The sequence below is a fragment of the Cryobacterium gelidum genome (genome assembly GCF_004403985.1).
GTDB lineage: Bacteria > Actinomycetota > Actinomycetes > Actinomycetales > Microbacteriaceae > Cryobacterium > Cryobacterium gelidum.
This window is the reverse complement of sequence record NZ_SOHL01000013.1, coordinates 257726-275594: the sequence shown is the minus strand read 5'-3', so window position 1 is coordinate 275594 and position 17869 is coordinate 257726. Positions and strand designations below refer to the sequence as shown.

Sequence of the window (17869 nt, the reverse complement as noted above, 5' to 3'; positions counted from 1 at the left end):
TGCTTTTAATGCTGCGACGGGCTGCCGGGCTAGAGAACGATGCGCAGCGGCTCTTCGAGCAGGGTGGTGAGGTCGCGCAGGAACGCGGCCGCGACGGCGCCGTCGAGCACTCGATGGTCGACGGTCAGGGTGATCTTCACCGTTGGTACCGTCACGAGAACACCGTCACGCACTGCCGGCACGTCGCTCGCCGCTCCGATCGCCAGGATGCCAGCCTCGGGAGGGTTCAACACGGCGGTGAAGGAGTCGATGCCGAACATGCCGAGATTGCTGATGGTAAAGGTTCCGCCCGACATCTGGGCGAGGGACAGGCCGCCCGTGCGGGCGAGGCCGGCCAGGGCGCGGGTCTCGGTGGCGATGGCGCCAAGGGACTTCTGGTCGGCGTCGGTAACGACGGGAACGAGCAGTCCGTCATCGGTCGCGACGGCCACGCCAACGTTGACGTGGCTGTGGCGCAGGATGACGCCGTCGCCCCAGGATGCATTGACTTCGGGGTGGGCGCGCAGGGCGACGGCGCTAGCGCGCACGAACAGGTCGTTCAGGCTGACCTTGATGCCGAGCGCGGCGAGCGAGGCATTCGCGTCGGCGCGGAACGCGATCAGGCGCTCGACGTCGACGACGCTCGTGAGGAAGAAGTGCGGCACGGCCTGGCTCTCCGTGAGTCGGCGAGCCGTGACGGCGCGAATGCGGCTGACGGGCACGGCGACGGAGTCCGTCGACCCGGTCGAGGTGGTGGCTGGCTGAGGAATGACGGCTAACGGAGCGGATACGGGCGCGCTGGCCGCTGTGGTGACGGCCGTCTCCTGCTTGGCGATCGCCGCGTCCACGTCGGTGCGGGTGATGCGGCCTTGAGGGCCGGTGCCGACGATGGTGTGCAGGTCGAGGCCGTGCTCACGGCCGATCTTGCGGGCGAGCGGTGACGTGCGCAGTTCGCCGGTGGGCCTTGCCGGGGAAGTGGGGGCTGCGGTGGCGGGAGCGGGGGCGACCGCCGTGGGAGCGTCCGTTGGTGCTGTCGTTGGTGCTGTCGTTGGTGCTGCGGGCGCCGCGCCGTCGGCAACGATATTGCTGCCGTCTCCGATGCGAGCGACCGGCGCGCCGATCGGCACGAGGGCGCCGGCAGCGACGAGCAGCTGCTCGAGGATGCCGTTGTCGAAGGCTTCGAGATCCATCGTCGCCTTGTCAGTCTCGATCTCGGCGAGCACGTCGCCCTTGTGAATCTCGTCGCCGACCTGCTTCATCCAGCGGCTGAGTTCGCCCTCCTCCATGGTGTCGGAGAGGCGGGGCATGATGACGTCGGGCATGGCCGGCTCCTACTTGTCGTTCGAGGTAGCTGTAGCGGGGGCGAGATTGAGTACCTCGCGCACGACGCGGGCGAGGTCGGCTGCGCTGGGCAGCGCGGCGCGCTCGAGTGATTTGGCGTAGGGCAACGGCACCTCGGCGGCGGCGACGCGGCGCACCGGGGCGTCGAGAAAATCGAAGACGCCCTCGCCGATGGTCGCCGATATCTCGGCGCCGATGCCGTAGCTGAGCCAGTCGTCCTCGAAGACGACGGCGTGGCCGGTCTTCTTCACCGAGGCGCAAATGGTGTCGCGGTCGAGCGGCCGCAGGCTGCGCAGATCGACGACCTCGATCGACAGGCCCTCGGCTTCGAGCTGGTTGGCCACCTCGAGGGCGGTCGTGGTGCCGCGCGAGTAGCTCACGATGGTGAGGTCGATGCCGGTCTTGACCACAGCGGCCTTGCCGATCTCGGCGATCTGTTCGCCGTCCGGCACCTCGCCCTTGGCGCTGTAGAGCGACAGGTTCTCTAAGAAGATCACCGGGTCATCGTCGCGAATGGCCGCGGTGAGCAGAGCCTTGGCGTCGGCCGGAGTCGATGGGGCGACGACCTTGAGCCCGGGAATGTGTGCGTACCAGACCTCGAGGTTCTGTGAGTGGGTCGCGGCGAGCTGCTGACCGCCGCCGCCGGGCATGCGAATGACCAGGGGAATGGAGACCTGGCCGGCGAACATCGACCGCATCTTGGCCGCATGGTTCACGATCTGGTCGATGGCGATGAGGCTGAAGTTGATGGTCATGATCTCGACCACAGGCCGCATGCCGAGCATCGCGGCGCCGAGCGCAGCGCCCACGAAACCCTCTTCGGCGATCGGAGCATCAAGCACCCGGTCGGGCCCGAAGTCCTCGAGCAGTCCGGCGGTGATCTTGTACGACCCCTCGAACACGCCGATCTCTTCGCCGATGAGGAAGACCTTCTCGTCGTGCTCCAGCTCCGCGCGCAGGGTTTCATTGAGCGCCTGGCGGTAGGTGATCGTGCGGGTGGTCACGGCTTCAGTGTTATCGGTATCGGTATTCACAGCGCATCCATAACGGGTTCTCCGGGCAGAGCGGATGGCGCATTCGCCACCGCTGTCGCGTACACATACGCGAACAGGTCGTCGGGGTCGGGCTCCGGGCTTTCCTCGGCGAAGGTGACCGCCTCGGTGACCCGCGCATCGGCGGCCTCGTCGATGGCGGTGGCATCCGCTTCGCTGAGCACGCCGGAGGCGATCAGCTCGGCGCGAAAGCTCGGCACCGGGTCGGACTGCTGGGCGATCGTGGTGTCTTCGGGGGAGCGGTAGCGGGCCGGATCGACCACAGAATGGCCGCGCAGGCGGTAGCACATGACCTCGAGTAGTACCGGCTGGCGCGACTCACGGGCCTGCTGGAGCGCATCGCGGGCGGCGTCGCGTACGGCGAGCACATCGTCGCCGTCGACCCGCAGGCCGGGCATGCGGTACGAGGCGGCGCGCTTGTACAGCTCCGGTTCAGCGGATGCCTTCTCCACCGTCGTACCCATACCGAGCCCATTATTGACGATCACGTACACGATCGGCAGCTTCCAGAGGCCGGCGAGGTTGAGCGATTCGTGGAACGCGCCGATGTTGGTCGTGCCGTCGCCGAGCAGGCACATCACGGCGGCTGCATCGGGGCCGGCCGATTCCTGATATTTCAGGGCGAGCGCGGCACCGGTCGCCGGGGGAATCTGGCCGCCGACGATGCCGTAGCCGCCGAACAGTCGCGTTTCGGCGTCGAAAAGGTGCATGGAGCCGCCGCGTCCGCCCGACACGCCGGTGGTCTTGCCGAACAGCTCGGCCATCACGCGCTCGGGTGAGAGGCCGCGCAGCAGGGCGTAGCCGTGGTCGCGATAGCCGGTGAACAGGTAATCTCGGGCTTCGATGGCGGCCATCAGACCGACCACCGTGGCTTCCTCGCCAAGGTTCAGGTGGCAGTAGCCGCCGATCTTGGCCCGGGCATACATCTCACCGGAGCGCAGCTCGAAGGCCCGCACCAGTGACATCTGTTCGTAATAGTCACGCAGTGTACCGGCGGGGTCACCGCCCTGAGCGTCGACTTGCTTCGCTCGCGTGCGGGCTTTGGTCGCCATGTGGTCCCACTTTCCTGCTGACTACGTCCATTAAGCCTAACGCTTTGTTTGCAAAGATTTCCTTTCAAACTGGGAGTGGATAGAGGGGTAGCAAACTCGTCGTCTCTCGGTGTCACCCATTGTGAAAAGACATAATGGTGTCATGGCCGCCCAACCTCCGAGTTACAAGACGCTCGCCAGCCTGAGTCGCATGAACCTGCTGTATCAGCTGCAGAGTCGTGGAACGATGACGGTGAATGACCTGGCCGAGGCCGCCGGCCTGCACCACAACACGGCCAGGGAACACCTCGATCGGCTGATCAACGACGGTTTCGTCACGTGCTCGCCGGAAACGCGTGAGAGCAAGGGCCGCCCGAAGATGCTGTACAGCGCCGCGGGCGGGGTCAGTATTGAACTCGGGTCGATTCGAGCTCGCAAAATCGAGGCCGCGCAGGAACGTGCCCAACAGCTGCGAAAGATGCTTCCGCTGCTGCAGAGTAACCAGCCAGCGCCAGCCGGCTGCTTTGGTCCCGACGTACAGCGGCAGCTCGACGCGCTCGACGACCACCTCGACCAGGCCGGCTTCGACGCCAGCCGATCCGCGGACGGCGAGCAGTTGAACCTGCACGACTGCCCATATTCGGAGATGGTCAAGGAGCACCCGGAGGTCTGCGGTGTGCACTACCGGCTGATTCAGGGCGTACTCGAGCAGGCCGACGGTCCGTTGCGCGCGGTCGGCCTCAACCTGATCGATGCCCCCCACCTCTGCGTGATCGACGTGATGGCCGCGTCAATCGAGCGCGAGAACGTCAAAAGTGTCCCCGGAACGGGTGCCTAGCGGCGCTTCCGTCGCTCTCGTGGGCTCTACTGGGCGGGGAAGCATTATTCACGGTCGTTTGCGGTTGTAGGCGTTTGGGTGGGCGGCGAAGCTTGATCTGAGGGTGGGTGCCGCTGCGGCACTCCCCGCCAGGCAAGGGGCAGTCGTGAAAACGCGCACAGGCACAAACACACGCATCTCAAAGAGCATTTCGACCAAGCCAGGCACCGATGGTCCGGTCGCCGACTCGCTGCTCAAGCTCGGCCGTTTTCTGCGCCGCGGCGAAACCAGCGAAGACCTGCGCAGCGTCTTCAAGGACGGCGGTCGCGGCGCCGACACGTTCTACCGTGACCGCTGGACGCACGACAAGGAGGTGCGCAGCACCCACGGAGTGAACTGCACCGGCAGCTGCTCCTGGAAGGTGTACGTCAAAGACGGCATCATCACCTGGGAAACCCAGCAGACCGACTATCCCAGTGTCGGCCCGGACAGCCCCGAATACGAACCCCGCGGCTGCCCCCGCGGTGCCGCGTTCAGTTGGTACACCTACTCGCCCACCCGGGTGCGCTACCCCTACGTGCGCGGCGTGCTGCTGAACCTCTACCGGGAGGCGAAGGCCCGCCTGGGCGACCCGGTGCTCGCCTGGGCGGAGATCACCGGCAACCCCGAGACCGCACGACAGTACAAGAGCGCCCGCGGCCAGGGCGGACTGGTGCGTGCCAGCTGGGACGAAGCCGCCGAAATTGTCGCCGCCGCCCACGTGCACACCATCAAGACCTTCGGCCCGGACCGGGTCGTCGGCTTCAGTCCGATTCCGGCCATGTCGATCGTGTCGCAGGGCGTCGGCAACCGATTCATCTCGCTGCTCGGCGGCACCATGCTCTCGTTCTACGACTGGTACGCCGACCTGCCGGTGGCCAGCCCGCAGGTGTTCGGCGACCAGACCGACGTGCCGGAGTCCGCCGACTGGTGGAACTCCAGCTACCTCATGATGTGGGGCTCCAACGTCCCCGTCACCCGCACCCCCGACGCCCACTTCATGGTCGAGGCCCGCTATCGCGGCCAGAAGGTCGTCACCGTTTCGCCCGACTACGCCGACAACTCCAAGTTCGCCGACGAGTGGCTCGCCGTGCATCCCGGTACCGACGGCGCCCTCGCCCTCGCCATGGGTCACGTCGTGCTCAAGGAATTCCTGGTCGACCGGCGCACGCCGCGCTTCGTCGAGTACATGAAGAAATTCAGCGACTCGTCCTACCTGATCGCACTCACCCCGCGCCAGGACGCCTGGGTTCCCGGCAAATTCCTCACGGCCGACGCACTGCCCGGCACCGACGCATCCGTGTCGAGTGCCGCCTTCAAGACCGTCATGCTCGATGAGAACGGCGAGCCCTTCGTGCCGAACGGCTCGATCGGCCACCGGTTCAGCGAGGCCGACAACGGCAAGTGGAACCTCGACCTCGAGGGGCGCGACCCGCTGCTCTCGATAGCGGATGCCCCCGACTACGACGGCCACTCCGTTGCGATCGACCTGCCCCGCTTCGACGTCACGCCCGACGCCGAGCACGATACTGCGGGCCAACAGCACGCTGGAGCGGCCGGAATCGTACGCCGCGGCGTGCCCGTTCGCGTCGTCGCTGGTGTGCTGGTGACGACGGTATTCGACCTGCTGCTCGCGCAGTACGGCGTCGGCCGCCCCGGCCTGCCAGGCGTGTGGCCCACCGGCTACGACGACGCGTCGACGCCGGGCACCCCGGCCTGGCAGGAAGAGATCACCTCGGTGCCGTGGCAGGCCGCCGCACGTATCGGTCGTGAATTCGCGCAGAATGCCGAGGACTCGCAGGGGCGCTCGATGATTCTGATGGGTGCCGGCACCAACCACTGGTTCCACTCCGACACCATCTACCGCGCATTTCTCGCGCTCACCACCATGACCGGCTGCCAGGGCGTCAACGGCGGCGGCTGGGCCCACTATGTTGGCCAGGAGAAGGTGCGCCCCCTCACTGGGTACGGCCAGTACGCCTTCGGCCTGGACTGGGTACGCCCGCCGCGCCAGATGATCGGCACCGGGTTCTTCTACCTCGCCACCGACCAGTGGCGCTACGACGGACTCTCCGCCGACACCCTCGCGAGCCCGCTCGGTAGCGGCACGTTTGCGGACCGCACCACCGCTGACTGCCTGGTCGAATCGGCCAAGCGCGGCTGGATGCCCAGCTACCCCACCTTCAACCGCAGCTCGCTCGACCTCGTCGACGACGCCGCAGCCGCGGGCCGGGAGCCAGCGGAATACGTGGTCGATTCGCTGAGGGACGGCTCGCTGGAGTTCTCGTGTGAAGACCCGGATGCGCCCGAGAACTTTCCGCGCGTGCTCGTGGTGTGGCGGGCCAACGTGCTCGGCTCCTCCGGCAAGGGCAACGAATACTTCCTCAAGCACCTGCTCGGGGCGCCCTCCGCCGTGCGCGCCGTCGAGTCGATGCCGGCTCGCCGCCCGAAAACCATGAAATGGCACGAAAGCGCGCCGGAGGGCAAGCTCGACCTGATGGTCACGAGCGACTTCCGCATGACTTCGACGACCATCTACAGCGACGTCGTCTTGCCGCCGGCCACCTGGTACGAGAAGAATGACCTCTCGACGACGGACATGCATCCGTTCATCCACTCCTTCAACCCGGCGATCGCGCCGCCGTGGCAGGCCAAGACCGACTTCGACATCTTCCACGTGCTCGCAGCGAAGATCTCCGAAATGTCACAGACCCACCTCGGCGTGCGTAAAGACCTCGTCGCGGCGCCGCTGCAACATGACACGCCCGACGCCATGGCCACCCCGCACGGAACGGTCTTGAACGATCAGCCGCTCATTCCCGGCGTCACCATGCCGAGGCTCGTCGTGGTGGAACGGGACTACCCGGCGTTCGCCGCGCAGCTCGGCGCGCTCGGCCCGCTCACCGCCGCGGAAGGCATGGTCACCAAGGGGGTGAAATTCAACCCCGACGTGGAGGTCGACTACCTCGGCAAGAAGAACGGCCTGGTGGCCAGCGGGCCGGCCGCTGGCCGCCCACGCCTGTCGACCGCGATCCATGCCTGCGAAATGGTACTAGCCCTCTCCGGCACCACCAACGGCCGTCTCGGCACGCAGGGTTTTCGGCAGCTCGAGGAACGTACGGGCGTCAAGCTTGCCCACCTCGCCAGCGACAACGAGGGCCGCCGATTCAGCTACCCGGATGTGCAGGGGGCGCCGGTTCCGGTGCTCACCTCCCCGGAATGGTCCGGTTCCGAGCACGGTGGCCGCCGCTACAGCGCCTTCACCATCAACGTCGAGCACCTGAAGCCCTGGCACACCCTCACCGGCCGTCAGCATTTCTACCTGGACCACGACTGGATGATCGAATTGGGCGAACAGCTACCCATTTTTCGGCCGCCGCTGGATATGCACCGGTTGTTCGACGACTCGATCGTCGGCGCCACGACCGCGTCCGGGGCGACGGGTTCCGCGGGTCATGCCGAAGTCGCCGTGCGCTACCTGACCCCGCACTCGAAGTGGTCGATCCACTCCGAATACCAGGACAACCTGCTTATGTTGTCGCTCTCCCGCGGCGGGCCGACCATCTGGATGAGCCCGCAGGACGCCGACAAGATCGGGGTGCGCGACAACGAGTGGATCGAGTCGTACAACCGCAACGGCGTCGTCGTGGCGCGAGCGATCGTCTCGCACCGCATGCCGGAGGGCACCGTGTACATGTACCACGCGAAGGACCGCACCATCAACGTGCCGGTCGCCGAAACCAGCGGCATGCGCGGCGGCACCAACAACTCGCTGACCCGCATCCTCTTGAAACCCAGCCACCTGATCGGCGGCTACGCCCAGCTGTCCTTCGCCTTCAACTACCTCGGCCCGACCGGAAACCAACGCGACGAGGTCACCGTGATTCGTCGTCGCAGCCAGAAAGTGGACTACTAGTGCGTGTCATGGCCCAGATGTCGATGATCATGAACCTCGACAAGTGCATCGGGTGTCACACCTGCTCCGTCACCTGTAAGCAGGTGTGGACCAACCGTACCGGTGTGGAGTACGCCTGGTTCAACAACGTGGAGACGCGGCCCGGCATCGGCTACCCGCGCGAGTACGAGAACCAGGAGAAGTGGAAGGGCGGCTGGGTGCGTAACAAGCGCGGCCGGCTGCAGCTGAAGGCCGGCGGACGCCTGAAGAAGCTCTCGCAGATCTTCAACAACCCGAATCTGCCGCAAATCGACGACTATTACGAGCCGTGGACCTACGACTACGACATGCTCACCACCGCCCCGGCCGGCACACAAAGCCCGGTCGCACGCCCGAAGTCGCTCCTGACCGGCCAGGACATGGACATCAAATGGTCGGGCAACTGGGACGACAATCTCGGCGGCTCGCAGGAAACTGCCGCGCAGGACCCGATTCTCGCCACGATGAGCGAGCACGTGAAGATGGAGTTCGAAGAGACCTTCATGTTCTACCTGCCGCGCATCTGCGAGCACTGCCTCAACCCCGCCTGCGTGGCGGCCTGCCCCTCCGGTGCCATGTACAAGCGTGAAGAAGACGGCATCGTGCTCGTGGACGAAGACGGGTGCCGCGGCTGGCGCATGTGCGTCTCCGCCTGCCCCTATAAGAAGGTGTACTTCAACCACAAAACGGGCAAGGCCGAGAAGTGCACGCTGTGCTACCCATTGATCGAGCAGGGTAAACCCACCATCTGCTCCGAAACCTGTGTCGGACGCCTGCGTTACCTGGGCCTCATGCTCTACGACGCCGACGCGGTGCTCGCCGCGGCCTCGATCGAAAATGATCAGGATCTGCTTGACGCCCAACGCGCCTGCTTTCTCGACCCGTTCGACCCCGAGGTCATCGCCGCCGCCAAGGCGGAGGGCATGGCCGACGACTGGATCGAAGCCGCCCAGAACAGTCCGATCTACAAGCTCATCTCCGAGTACGAGATCGCCCTGCCGCTGCACCCGGAATACCGCACCATGCCCATGGTCTGGTACATCCCCCCGCTCTCGCCGGTCGTCGACGTTGTGAGCAACTCGGGCAGCGACGGGGAAGACGCCCGCACGCTGTTCGCCGCGATCGACAAGCTGCGCATTCCCGTGGAATACCTCGCCGGACTGTTCTCGGCCGGCGACGTCGTTCCGGTCGAGCTGTCACTGCGCAAGCTCGCCGCGATGCGCGCCTACATGCGTGACATCAATCTCGGCAACGAGCCCGACGAGCGCATTCCGAACGCGGTCGGCATGACCAGTGAGACCATCACCGCCATGTACCGGCTGCTGGCAATCGCCAAGTACGAAGATCGCTACGTCATTCCCAAGGCCCACGTCGAGACCGCGCGGGAGCTCGAAGAGCTCGGCTGCTCGCTCGACACCGACGGCGGCCCCGGCATGGGCGGGCCTGGCTCCGCCGGGCACAGTGGCCCCTACGGCAACACCGTCGGCATGCCGCTCGGCGCCACGGTCGACAACTACAACACGATGACCGGGCGCCCGAGTGCGACCGCGCCGACCACCCCGGGCCGGGTCAACCTGCTCAACTGGAACGGTAAGGGAGCGCCCCAGGGCATGTTCCCGCCGATAGCGGATGCCGGGAGCCCCGCATGAACGTGGGCACCCTCGGCGCACGGATGAACTTCGGCTTTCGGGCGCCCAAGACGGCTCCGCGAGCGATCGCGGCCGTTCCGCTGACGCCCGAGCAAGGAGTGATCGCGCACATGGCGGCGTCGATTCTGCTCGACTACCCCACGCCCCAGCGGCGGGCGCAGTTTTCGCTGGTGGAGGAATCCGTTGCGGATCTGCCCGGCGAGCTGCGCCGCAGCTTCCAAGCCTTTTTCACCGCGGTGAACGCGCTCAGCCAGCAGCAGCTCGAAACGCACTTCACCGCGACGTTCGACCTGAAACGCAAGTGCTGCCCGTACCTCACCTACTATGCGGCCGGGGATACCCGCCGCCGCGGCATGGCGCTCGTGCGGTTCGTCGCGGCCTACCGGGCCGCGGGCTGGCAGGTTGACGCCGACGAACTGCCCGACTACCTGCCGATGGTGCTGGAATTCTCAGCGCTCTCCGACTCTTTGATCGCGCAGGAACTGCTCGCCGCGCACCGCGACGGTATCGAGGTGTTGCGTTCGGCGCTCGAGAAGTTCGACAGTCCCTACGCCCACCTTGTGGAGGCGGTGTGCCTGTCGCTGCCCGTGATCGACGACGAGACCCGCGAACGCTACCTCAACCTCGTCAACGAGGGGCCGCCGACCGAGACGGTCGGAATGACCTACCTCGGCAATCTGAAACCGTTTTCCGCGCACGCAAATGAAGATGTGAGAGTATGACCGCCTGGGATTACCTGCTCTGGGTCGCTTTTCCCTATGCCGCCTCTGGCGTATTCGTGGTGGGGCATCTGCTGCGCTTCCGCTACGACCAGTTCGGCTGGACGAGCCGGTCCAGCCAGACCTACGAGAACCGGCTGCTGCGGTGGGGCTCGCCCATGTTCCACTACGGCATCCTCATGGTGATCGGCGGGCACGTCGTCGGCCTGTTCATTCCTAAGCCGTGGCTTGAATTCTTCGGCGTGACCGAGCACATGTATCACCTCGGTGCTACCTGGCTGGGCAGTTTCGCGGCCGTGCTCACCGTTGCCGGGCTCGCCATTTTGATCTACCGCCGCCGCCTGACCAAACGGGTGTTACTCGTGACAACGGTGATGGACAAGGTCATGTACGTGTTCCTGGCCAGCACGATCACCTTTGGCACGACGGCCACCGTGCTGTACCAGATCTTCGGCGGCGGGTATGACTATCGAGGGTCGATCTCACCCTGGATCCGCTCGCTGTACAGTCTTCAGCCCGACCCGTCGCTCATGAGCGATGTGCCGTTCTTCTTCCAACTGCACGTGCTCACGGCGACCGCTCTGTTTCTGCTGTGGCCCTTCACCCGGCTGGTGCACGTGTTCTCGGCGCCGCTCGGCTACCTCGTGCGCCCCTACGTGGTCTACCGTTCGCGGGACGCCCCTCGGGGTGCCGGATCGCGCCCGCCGCGGCGCGGCTGGGAAAAGAGCGAGCGTCCGCTCGAGCGCTCGCGCAAATAATGGCACGATACTGGCTGCATGACACTACGAATTAAAAGAGCGTATGAGGCGGCATCCGCTTCCGATGGATGCCGGGTGCTGGTTGACCGACTCTGGCCACGCGGTGTCTCCAAGGAGCACGCCGCGCTCGACGAGTGGCTGAAAGACGTTGCACCGTCGCCCGCGCTGCGCACATGGTGGAAGCACGACCCGAAGCGAATGGACGAGTTCGCGCTGCGCTACCGCGCCGAACTCGACGGCAACGCGCCAACCCAGGCGGCCGTCCAGGAGCTGCGTGCGCTCGCCGCGGGGTCGCAGGTCACAACTCTGATCTACGGGGCCAAGGACCCGCAGGTGAACCACGCGCGGGTGCTCGCCGAATACCTGCAGGAATAGTCGACGCACAGGTCCACAATTCGCGCGGAGGAATACTGAGCCCGCTTTCGGCCTTGGGTCTAGAGCGCCCGCACGTGGAGGGGAATCTCGAGGGGCTCCCCGCATGCGGGTCAGGGGGCGTCAGCGTGTCTCACAAATGACAACAGAAAGTGTCGAACCAGTGCCTTCAGTAATTCCCGTCAGCACCAGCCACAGCAGACTTCACAAGTGGGTGCGCTCCTTCGGGGTGCAGATCATCGCAGCACTCATCATCGGTCTGGGCCTTGGGCTCGTGGCCAAATACACCGGCAGTACAGAAGCAAACCCCAACGGCCTCGGTGCCACCCTGAAAATTATCGGCTCGAGCTACGTCTCGCTGCTGCAGGCGGCCGTCGTGCCGCTCATCTTCACGGCCGTAGTCAGTTCCATCGCGAACCTGCGTCAGGTGTCCAACGCAGCAAAGCTCGCCTGGAACACATTGCTCTGGTTCGCCATCACCGCGTTGATCGCCGTTCTGATCGGAATCGGGCTGGGTGTGCTGGTGCGGCCGGGGGCCGGCACCGATATTGCCGATAACGCCGAGTACTCCGGCAAGACCGGTGACTGGTGGGCCTTTTTGACCGGGCTCTTCCCGAAGAACTTCCTCGGTCTGGGCGCCAGTACCAACGTCGTCGACGGCATCGCGACCACCAACATCAGCTTCAACGTGTTGCAGATTCTGGTCATCGCCATCGCGGTGGGCATCGCTGCGTTGAAGGTGGGCAAGGCAGCCGAACCGTTCCTGAACCTCAACGCGTCAGCCCTCGCGGTCATTCAGAAGGTGCTCTGGTGGATCATCCGCATCGCACCGCTGGGCACGATCGGCCTGATCGGAAACGCGGTAGCGGTTTACGGCTGGGACACCATGGGGTCATTGGGCAAGTTCGCAGTCACCATCTACATTGGCCTGATTCTGGTTCTGTTCGTGGTCTACCCCGTTCTGATCAAGTCCCACGGGCTCTCCGTCAAGCAGTACTACTCTGGCGTGTGGCCGGCCGTTCAGTTGGGCTTCGTGTCGCGCTCGTCCATCGGAACCCTTCCGCTGACCCAGCGCGTGACCGAACGCAGCCTCGGGGTACCCCGCGGCTACGCATCCTTCGCCGTGCCGCTGGGCGCAACGACCAAGATGGACGGTTGCGCGGCCATCTACCCGGCCGTCGCCGCGATTTTCGTCGCCCAGTTCTTTGGTATCCAGCTGGACCTCAGCCAGTACCTGCTGATCGTACTCGTCTCAGTCCTGGGTTCTGCGGCCACGGCCGGCACGACGGGCGCCGTCGTCATGCTGACACTCACCCTGTCGACGCTTGGACTGCCACTGGCCGGCGTCGGCCTGCTCTTGGCCATCGACCCAATCATGGACATGGGTCGTACGGCCGTCAACGTGGCGGGCCAGGCGCTCGTGCCCACGATTGTGGCTAAGCGCCAGGGAATCCTGAATGAGACTCTCTACAACGCCCCGCGCACGGCCCAGCCGTTCACGGACGATTCTGAGGAATCCACCGCATCAGCGCCGAGCACGTTGGCCGACACTCGGGTCTAATCTCGCACCGGCATCGGAGGCGAGTGCGGCTCGTGCCGCCTCCGCTCGCCGGTGAGTGTTGAAACGCACTCGGGGTTCTAGACGTTGCCCAGCGGGATGGTCTCGTCGCTCAGCCGGGACGGATCAACCGGTCGGCCGTGTCGGATCAGGTCCTGCACGGCGTCGTTGACATCCCAGACATTCACGTTCATGCCCGCGACGACCCGGCCGGCGTTCAGCCAGAACGCGATGAACTCCCGGGTTCCCGGGTTGCCGCGATAGACCAGTTCGGCGTCGCGGGTGAGCGGGCCGAAGCCGGAGTACTCCATGCCGAGGTCGAACTGGTCGGTGTAGAAGTATGGGATGGCGTCGAAGGACACGTTCTGGCCGAGCATCGCCCGCGCCGCCACCGGGCCGCCGTTCAAGGCGTTCGCCCAGTGCTCGCTGCGCAGGCGCTGCTGAATCAGCGGATGCTCCGCGCTGGCGACATCCCCCGCTGCAAAGACGTCTGGGTCACTCGTTGTGAGGCTCGCGTTGACCAGGATTCCGTTGTCGACGTCGAGACCGGCTTTCTGGGCGAGTTCCACGTTCGGAACCGCGCCGATGCCCACCAGCACGAGGTCGGCGAGCACTGTTTCACCGCCGGCGAGGAGCACCCCGGTCACCTGGCCGTCGGTTCCGACGAGGCTCTCGACCACCACGGATCGGCGCACGACCACCCCGTGCTCCTCATGCAGGCCCGCGAACAGGCTGCCCAGCTCGTCGCCGAGCACCGCCGCAAGCGGCACCGCACCGCGCTCGAGGATGGTCACCTCGTTACCGAGGGTTCGGGCGGTCGCGGCCACTTCCATGCCAATCCATCCAGACCCGACGACCACGAGCCGTTTGTCGCCGCCGACCAACAGGGAGCGCAACGCCTCTGCGTGGTCGAGGGTGCGCAGGTAATGCACCCCGCCGAGGTCGGTGCCCGGCACGGTCAGGGGGCGGGGGCGGGAGCCGGTGGCCAGCAGGAGCCGATCATAGCGGCGCGACTCGCCGTCGTCGGTGCTCACCAGGTGTGCCGCAAGATCGAGGTCGACCGCGCGGGTGCCGGGGTGAAACTGCACGTCGCGGTCGGTGTACCAGCTTCGGCTTTCGACAAAGACGGAGTCTCGCTCGGCTGTGCCGGCGAGATAGTCCTTCGACAGCGGCGGGCGGATATACGGATGGTGCTCTTCCGCGCCGATCAGATGAATCTCTCCATTGAAACCCTCATCACGCAGGATGCGGGCTGCGCTCGCACCCGCGAGGGAGGCCCCCACGATCACAAAACTTTGCTGGTCGGCCATGGCATTGTCCTTCCGTGGGCGTGCTCCGACTGTACGAGGGTTTGCCCGGTTGGGCGAGGGGTGACTTGTGCGCAGTTCGTGGATCGGGCGGTATGTTTTGAGGGGCATCGCGTGGGCGGAGGCGGGTCAGGACGGCGAGACCAGGGTGTCGCAGCGCCAACACCGGGCTGGCAGCTCGCCGGAGACGTAGGCGCCGCACTCCGGGCAGACCTGTTCGAGCCAGCAGACCGGGTCGCCGCCGAGGGGTTCGTCGATTGCGTCGTATTCGGTCATCGGTGACCTCCTCGTTTCAGTATGACCCCGTCGGCAGGAAGAAACCCGAAGCCCCCGCTGGAGGAGTAGGGGCTTCGGGTCGTGGGAGGGAGCGTCAGCTCGGGTTGGGCGCGCCAGGACGGGCGTAATAGAACCAGGCGAGCGCGGTGCACAGCGCGCAGAACACGGCGCAGCCGATGAAGAAGGTGGACGGGCTCATGCCGGTGAGGGCCATACCAACGATGAACGGTCCGAAAGCGGCAATCGCGGCCGTCCAGCCAATGGCCCCGCCAGCCTGGCGCTTGGGGAAAATCATCGGCATCTGCTTGAACGTGCCGGCGTTGGCCAAGCCCGAGAAGAAGAAAATGATGATCATTCCGGTCAGAAACCCGTTGAACTCCGAGACGTCCGTGGGGGTGAGGAAGAACACGGTGGCGGTGGTGCCCACCGCCATACCGGCGCCGCCGATGAACGTGAAGATAGCGCCGCCGAACCGATCGCAGAGCGGGCCGGAGGCTGCGCGCACCAGGGCGCCGACGACCGGACCGATGAAGGCGTAGGCGAGCGGGTTGGGCGCGTCGGGAAAGTCGCCGTAGACGTTGAGAATGATGAGGCCCATCTGGGCGGCGAGGCCGCTGAACGCGCCGAAGCTCATGAGGTAGATCGCGGTCATGATCCAGGTGTGCTTGACCTTGAAGATGTCCAGCTGCTGCCTGAAGTTGGCCTTGATCGGCACGTGGCGCAGAAACAGGAGGGCGAGGATGACCGCGAGGATCACCCAGGGAATGAGCACGAGCCCGCCGTTGTGCAGCCAGACCAACTCGCCGTTTGAATCGCTCTCCGGGGTGAGCACTGCGGTGCCGAGCAGGCCGAAACCCACGACCCACGGGGTGAGCAGCTGAATGAGGCCGATGCCGAAGTTGCCGAGTCCTGCCTGCAATCCAAGCGCTGTGCCGGCCAGGCGCTTGGGAAAGAAATAGCTGGTCGAGGCCATGAAGCCAGAAAAGCTGCCGCCGCCGATGCCCGCCGCGAACGACAGGGCGAGTAGTACCCAGTAGGGCGTAGACGTGTCACGGGCCACCAGAGTCCAGCCGATCATCGGCAGCAAGAGCAGCGCGCTCGAGAGGGCGACGAGCACTCGGGTGCCCAGAATCGGCGGTAGGAACATGAACACAAGCCGCAGCAGTCCCGCAGCGAGGCCGGGCAGGGCGACGAGCCAGTACAGCTGGCTGGTGCTCAGGTCGAAGCCGATGTCATTGAGACGCGGGGCGATCGCGCTGACCAGATACCAGGCTGCGAACCCGAGCGTCATGCTGAAGGTGGTGATCCACAGGGTGCGCCAGGCGAGGTGCGAATCCCACGTTTCGTCGTGTTCCGGATCCCAGTTGGAAAGGTCCGACTTCAGCGTGGAGACGACGCGTGGTGGTGAGACGGTTGACATGGCTTCCTCGTCTTTTGGTCGGGCGTTCGACCCGCTTGGTAGCCAGCTTGTTCGCTTGTCGGGCAAGGTGCACCGGTCAAACACCGTGAAAAATGATTCCGGTGAAAGCCGATGCGGGGAGGCCTGTGACGGTCACGGTAATGTGGAAAGGTGAAAACTCAGCTCAAGCTTGGGGCCGAACTCGGGGCCGTCGTGATCACCGTGTCTGATCGTTGTTCGCGCGGAGAACGCGAGGACCGATCGGGGCCGGCCGCCGTTGATGCCCTCGCCGAAGTGGGGATCCCGTGTGCGCAGCCGCGGGTTGTGCCCGACGGCATCGAGAGCGTGGCCGGCGCGATCGCCGCCGCACTCGGGGATGGCGCCCGCCTCGTGGTGACGACTGGTGGCACCGGAGTGTCATCGCGGGACCTGACCCCCGAGGGAACGGCGCCGTTGTTGCGCACGAACCTGCCGGGCATCTCCGAGCGGATACGTGCGGTGAGCGTTGCCACGATCCCCACCGCGATGCTGTCCCGCGGGATCGCCGGAATCGCCGATTCGGTCGGTAACAACGGCGCCCTCGTGGTGAATCTGCCCGGTTCGGCCGGCGCGGTACGTGACGGCGTTGCTATTCTCGCGCCGCTCGTGCGGCACATCATCGACCAGCTCGACGGCGGCGACCACTGATGGGAGCCGGGTTTGCCCAGGTCACCCAGTCGCTGCTCGACGTCGGTGAGCACGTGACCGCCGTGTCCGACGCCACGCACGGCGCCGTCGTCACGTTCATCGGGCAGGTACGCGATCACGATCCGGATGCTGCCGGACGTGTCACGGGCCTCGATTACAGCGCGCACCCCGACGCGGGGCGCATCATTGGCGAGATCGCCGACCGGGTGCGGGCGCAGCATCCGCTTGTCGTCTTGGCCGTCAGCCACCGCATCGGTCACCTCGACGTGGGCGACCTCGCCCTCGTCGCGGCGGTCGCGAGCGCGCACCGCGGCGACGCTTTTGCGGCCTGCGAGAGCCTGGTGGAGACCGTGAAAGCGGAGGTGCCGATCTGGAAGAAGCAGTACGAGGTCGACGGCAGCCATTCCTGGGTCGGTTTGTAGGCCTGTCGGGAGTGCTACCCGCCCGCGAAAGGCGGGAGCACGTCGATCGCATCGGTCGGCGAGAGCGCGACCGCGTCATCCGTAGCGCGGGCGCCGTTCACGAGCAGGGAACACAGGCCGAGCACGCGCACGAACTCGTTGCCGTAACGCTCGCCGAGTTCGGTGCGCAGTTCGCCGATTGTGCCCGCATTGAGGGTGGCCGTTTCGGTCTGAGCGGCTTCGGCAGCACCGGCGAAAAAGCGGAGGGTCGCCATCAGCGTGTGCCGGGGGTCCAGGCGAGGGCGAGTTCGGTCGCGGTGGCGCAGGCCGCTTCGATATCGGCGGTGGTTCCACCATTCTTCGCGGCGGCGAGTCCGATCAGAAAGGTGCTGAGCGGCGCGGCCGGGCGCGCCACGTTGTGGGCCACGTCGCGGGCCACGTCGAGCAGGCCGCCCACGGGCACGTCTTCGGAGTTGAGCTGCAGTCGGTCGGCGAGGGCGGTGAGCCAGTCGTCGAGCGCTTCGGGAGGCAGCGGTGCAGAGCTCATTCG

General features: G+C 65.8%; 17 protein-coding genes. 9 read left to right on the top strand and 8 right to left on the bottom strand.

Features of this window, described 5'->3' with window-relative positions:
• Window positions 1-29: 29 nt before the first annotated feature.
• The 3 genes from E3T50_RS07610 to pdhA are packed head-to-tail and all read right to left on the bottom strand — an operon-like array spanning window position 30 to window position 3424.
• On the bottom strand, window positions 30-1301 hold the full coding sequence (locus tag E3T50_RS07610) for a dihydrolipoamide acetyltransferase family protein (protein ID WP_174844741.1): 1272 nt from the start codon (window positions 1299-1301) through the stop codon (window positions 30-32).
• Between the two features lie 9 nt (window positions 1302-1310).
• Window positions 1311-2324 carry an alpha-ketoacid dehydrogenase subunit beta gene (locus E3T50_RS07605; protein ID WP_241990813.1) on the bottom strand — a complete coding sequence of 338 codons (1014 nt, stop codon included), beginning with the start codon at window positions 2322-2324 and terminating at the stop codon, window positions 1311-1313.
• A 26-nt stretch (window positions 2325-2350) separates the two neighbouring features.
• Window positions 2351-3424 (bottom strand): pyruvate dehydrogenase (acetyl-transferring) E1 component subunit alpha, encoded by a 1074-nt coding sequence (gene pdhA, locus E3T50_RS07600; protein WP_134551285.1) that lies wholly within the window; start codon window positions 3422-3424, stop codon window positions 2351-2353.
• 142 nt (window positions 3425-3566) lie between these two features.
• Here pdhA and E3T50_RS07595 point away from each other — a divergent pair, with 142 nt between their 5' ends.
• The 7 genes from E3T50_RS07595 to E3T50_RS07565 all read left to right on the top strand — a co-directional run bounded on the left by E3T50_RS07595 (window position 3567) and on the right by E3T50_RS07565 (window position 13252).
• The gene (locus E3T50_RS07595) at window positions 3567-4241 is read left to right on the top strand and encodes a helix-turn-helix transcriptional regulator (RefSeq protein WP_134551284.1); all 675 of its coding nucleotides are present in this window, start codon (window positions 3567-3569) and stop codon (window positions 4239-4241) included.
• 145 nt (window positions 4242-4386) lie between these two features.
• Window positions 4387-8175, top strand: coding sequence for a nitrate reductase subunit alpha (locus tag E3T50_RS07590; protein ID WP_241990812.1), 3789 nt, complete (start codon window positions 4387-4389; stop codon window positions 8173-8175).
• Window positions 8175-9842 (top strand): nitrate reductase subunit beta, encoded by a 1668-nt coding sequence (gene narH / locus E3T50_RS07585; RefSeq protein WP_134551283.1) that lies wholly within the window; start codon window positions 8175-8177, stop codon window positions 9840-9842. Before E3T50_RS07590 ends, narH begins: the two co-directional genes overlap by 1 nt.
• Entirely contained in the window at window positions 9839-10564 is a 726-nt protein-coding gene (gene narJ, locus E3T50_RS07580; protein WP_241990811.1) for a nitrate reductase molybdenum cofactor assembly chaperone, read from the top strand. The genes narH and narJ overlap by 4 nt, the downstream gene beginning before the upstream one ends.
• A complete protein-coding gene (gene narI, locus E3T50_RS07575) occupies window positions 10561-11319 on the top strand; it encodes a respiratory nitrate reductase subunit gamma (RefSeq protein WP_134551282.1) in 759 nt (252 codons plus the stop codon). The genes narJ and narI overlap by 4 nt, the downstream gene beginning before the upstream one ends.
• An 18-nt stretch (window positions 11320-11337) precedes the next feature.
• Complete coding sequence (locus E3T50_RS07570) at window positions 11338-11694, top strand: DUF488 domain-containing protein (protein ID WP_134551281.1); 357 nt, start codon at window positions 11338-11340, stop codon at window positions 11692-11694.
• Window positions 11695-11830: 136 nt separating this feature from the next.
• Window positions 11831-13252, top strand: coding sequence for a dicarboxylate/amino acid:cation symporter (locus E3T50_RS07565; RefSeq protein WP_134551280.1), 1422 nt, complete (start codon window positions 11831-11833; stop codon window positions 13250-13252).
• A gap of 77 nt (window positions 13253-13329) precedes the next feature.
• On the opposite strand, the gene E3T50_RS07560 is transcribed toward E3T50_RS07565, so the two are convergent.
• The 3 genes from E3T50_RS07560 to E3T50_RS07555 all read right to left on the bottom strand — a co-directional run bounded on the left by E3T50_RS07560 (window position 13330) and on the right by E3T50_RS07555 (window position 16252).
• Window positions 13330-14559 (bottom strand): NAD(P)/FAD-dependent oxidoreductase, encoded by a 1230-nt coding sequence (locus E3T50_RS07560; RefSeq protein WP_134551279.1) that lies wholly within the window; start codon window positions 14557-14559, stop codon window positions 13330-13332.
• 126 nt (window positions 14560-14685) lie between these two features.
• Complete coding sequence (locus tag E3T50_RS16185) at window positions 14686-14832, bottom strand: hypothetical protein (RefSeq protein ID WP_166784232.1); 147 nt, start codon at window positions 14830-14832, stop codon at window positions 14686-14688.
• A gap of 94 nt (window positions 14833-14926) precedes the next feature.
• Complete coding sequence (locus E3T50_RS07555) at window positions 14927-16252, bottom strand: MFS transporter (protein WP_134551278.1); 1326 nt, start codon at window positions 16250-16252, stop codon at window positions 14927-14929.
• 150 nt (window positions 16253-16402) lie between these two features.
• On the opposite strand from E3T50_RS07555, the gene E3T50_RS07550 reads away from it, so the two are divergent.
• Window positions 16403-16918, top strand: coding sequence for a MogA/MoaB family molybdenum cofactor biosynthesis protein (locus E3T50_RS07550; protein WP_134551277.1), 516 nt, complete (start codon window positions 16403-16405; stop codon window positions 16916-16918).
• Complete coding sequence (locus tag E3T50_RS07545) at window positions 16918-17340, top strand: molybdenum cofactor biosynthesis protein MoaE (RefSeq protein ID WP_134461585.1); 423 nt, start codon at window positions 16918-16920, stop codon at window positions 17338-17340. The genes E3T50_RS07550 and E3T50_RS07545 overlap by 1 nt, the downstream gene beginning before the upstream one ends.
• A 14-nt stretch (window positions 17341-17354) precedes the next feature.
• On the opposite strand, the gene E3T50_RS07540 is transcribed toward E3T50_RS07545, so the two are convergent.
• Both E3T50_RS07540 and E3T50_RS07535 read right to left on the bottom strand, forming a co-directional pair.
• Complete coding sequence (locus E3T50_RS07540; RefSeq protein WP_134551276.1) at window positions 17355-17594, bottom strand: MoaD/ThiS family protein; 240 nt, start codon at window positions 17592-17594, stop codon at window positions 17355-17357.
• Complete coding sequence (locus tag E3T50_RS07535) at window positions 17594-17866, bottom strand: DUF6457 domain-containing protein (RefSeq protein ID WP_134461579.1); 273 nt, start codon at window positions 17864-17866, stop codon at window positions 17594-17596. Before E3T50_RS07535 ends, E3T50_RS07540 begins: the two co-directional genes overlap by 1 nt.
• Window positions 17867-17869: the final 3 nt, after the last annotated feature.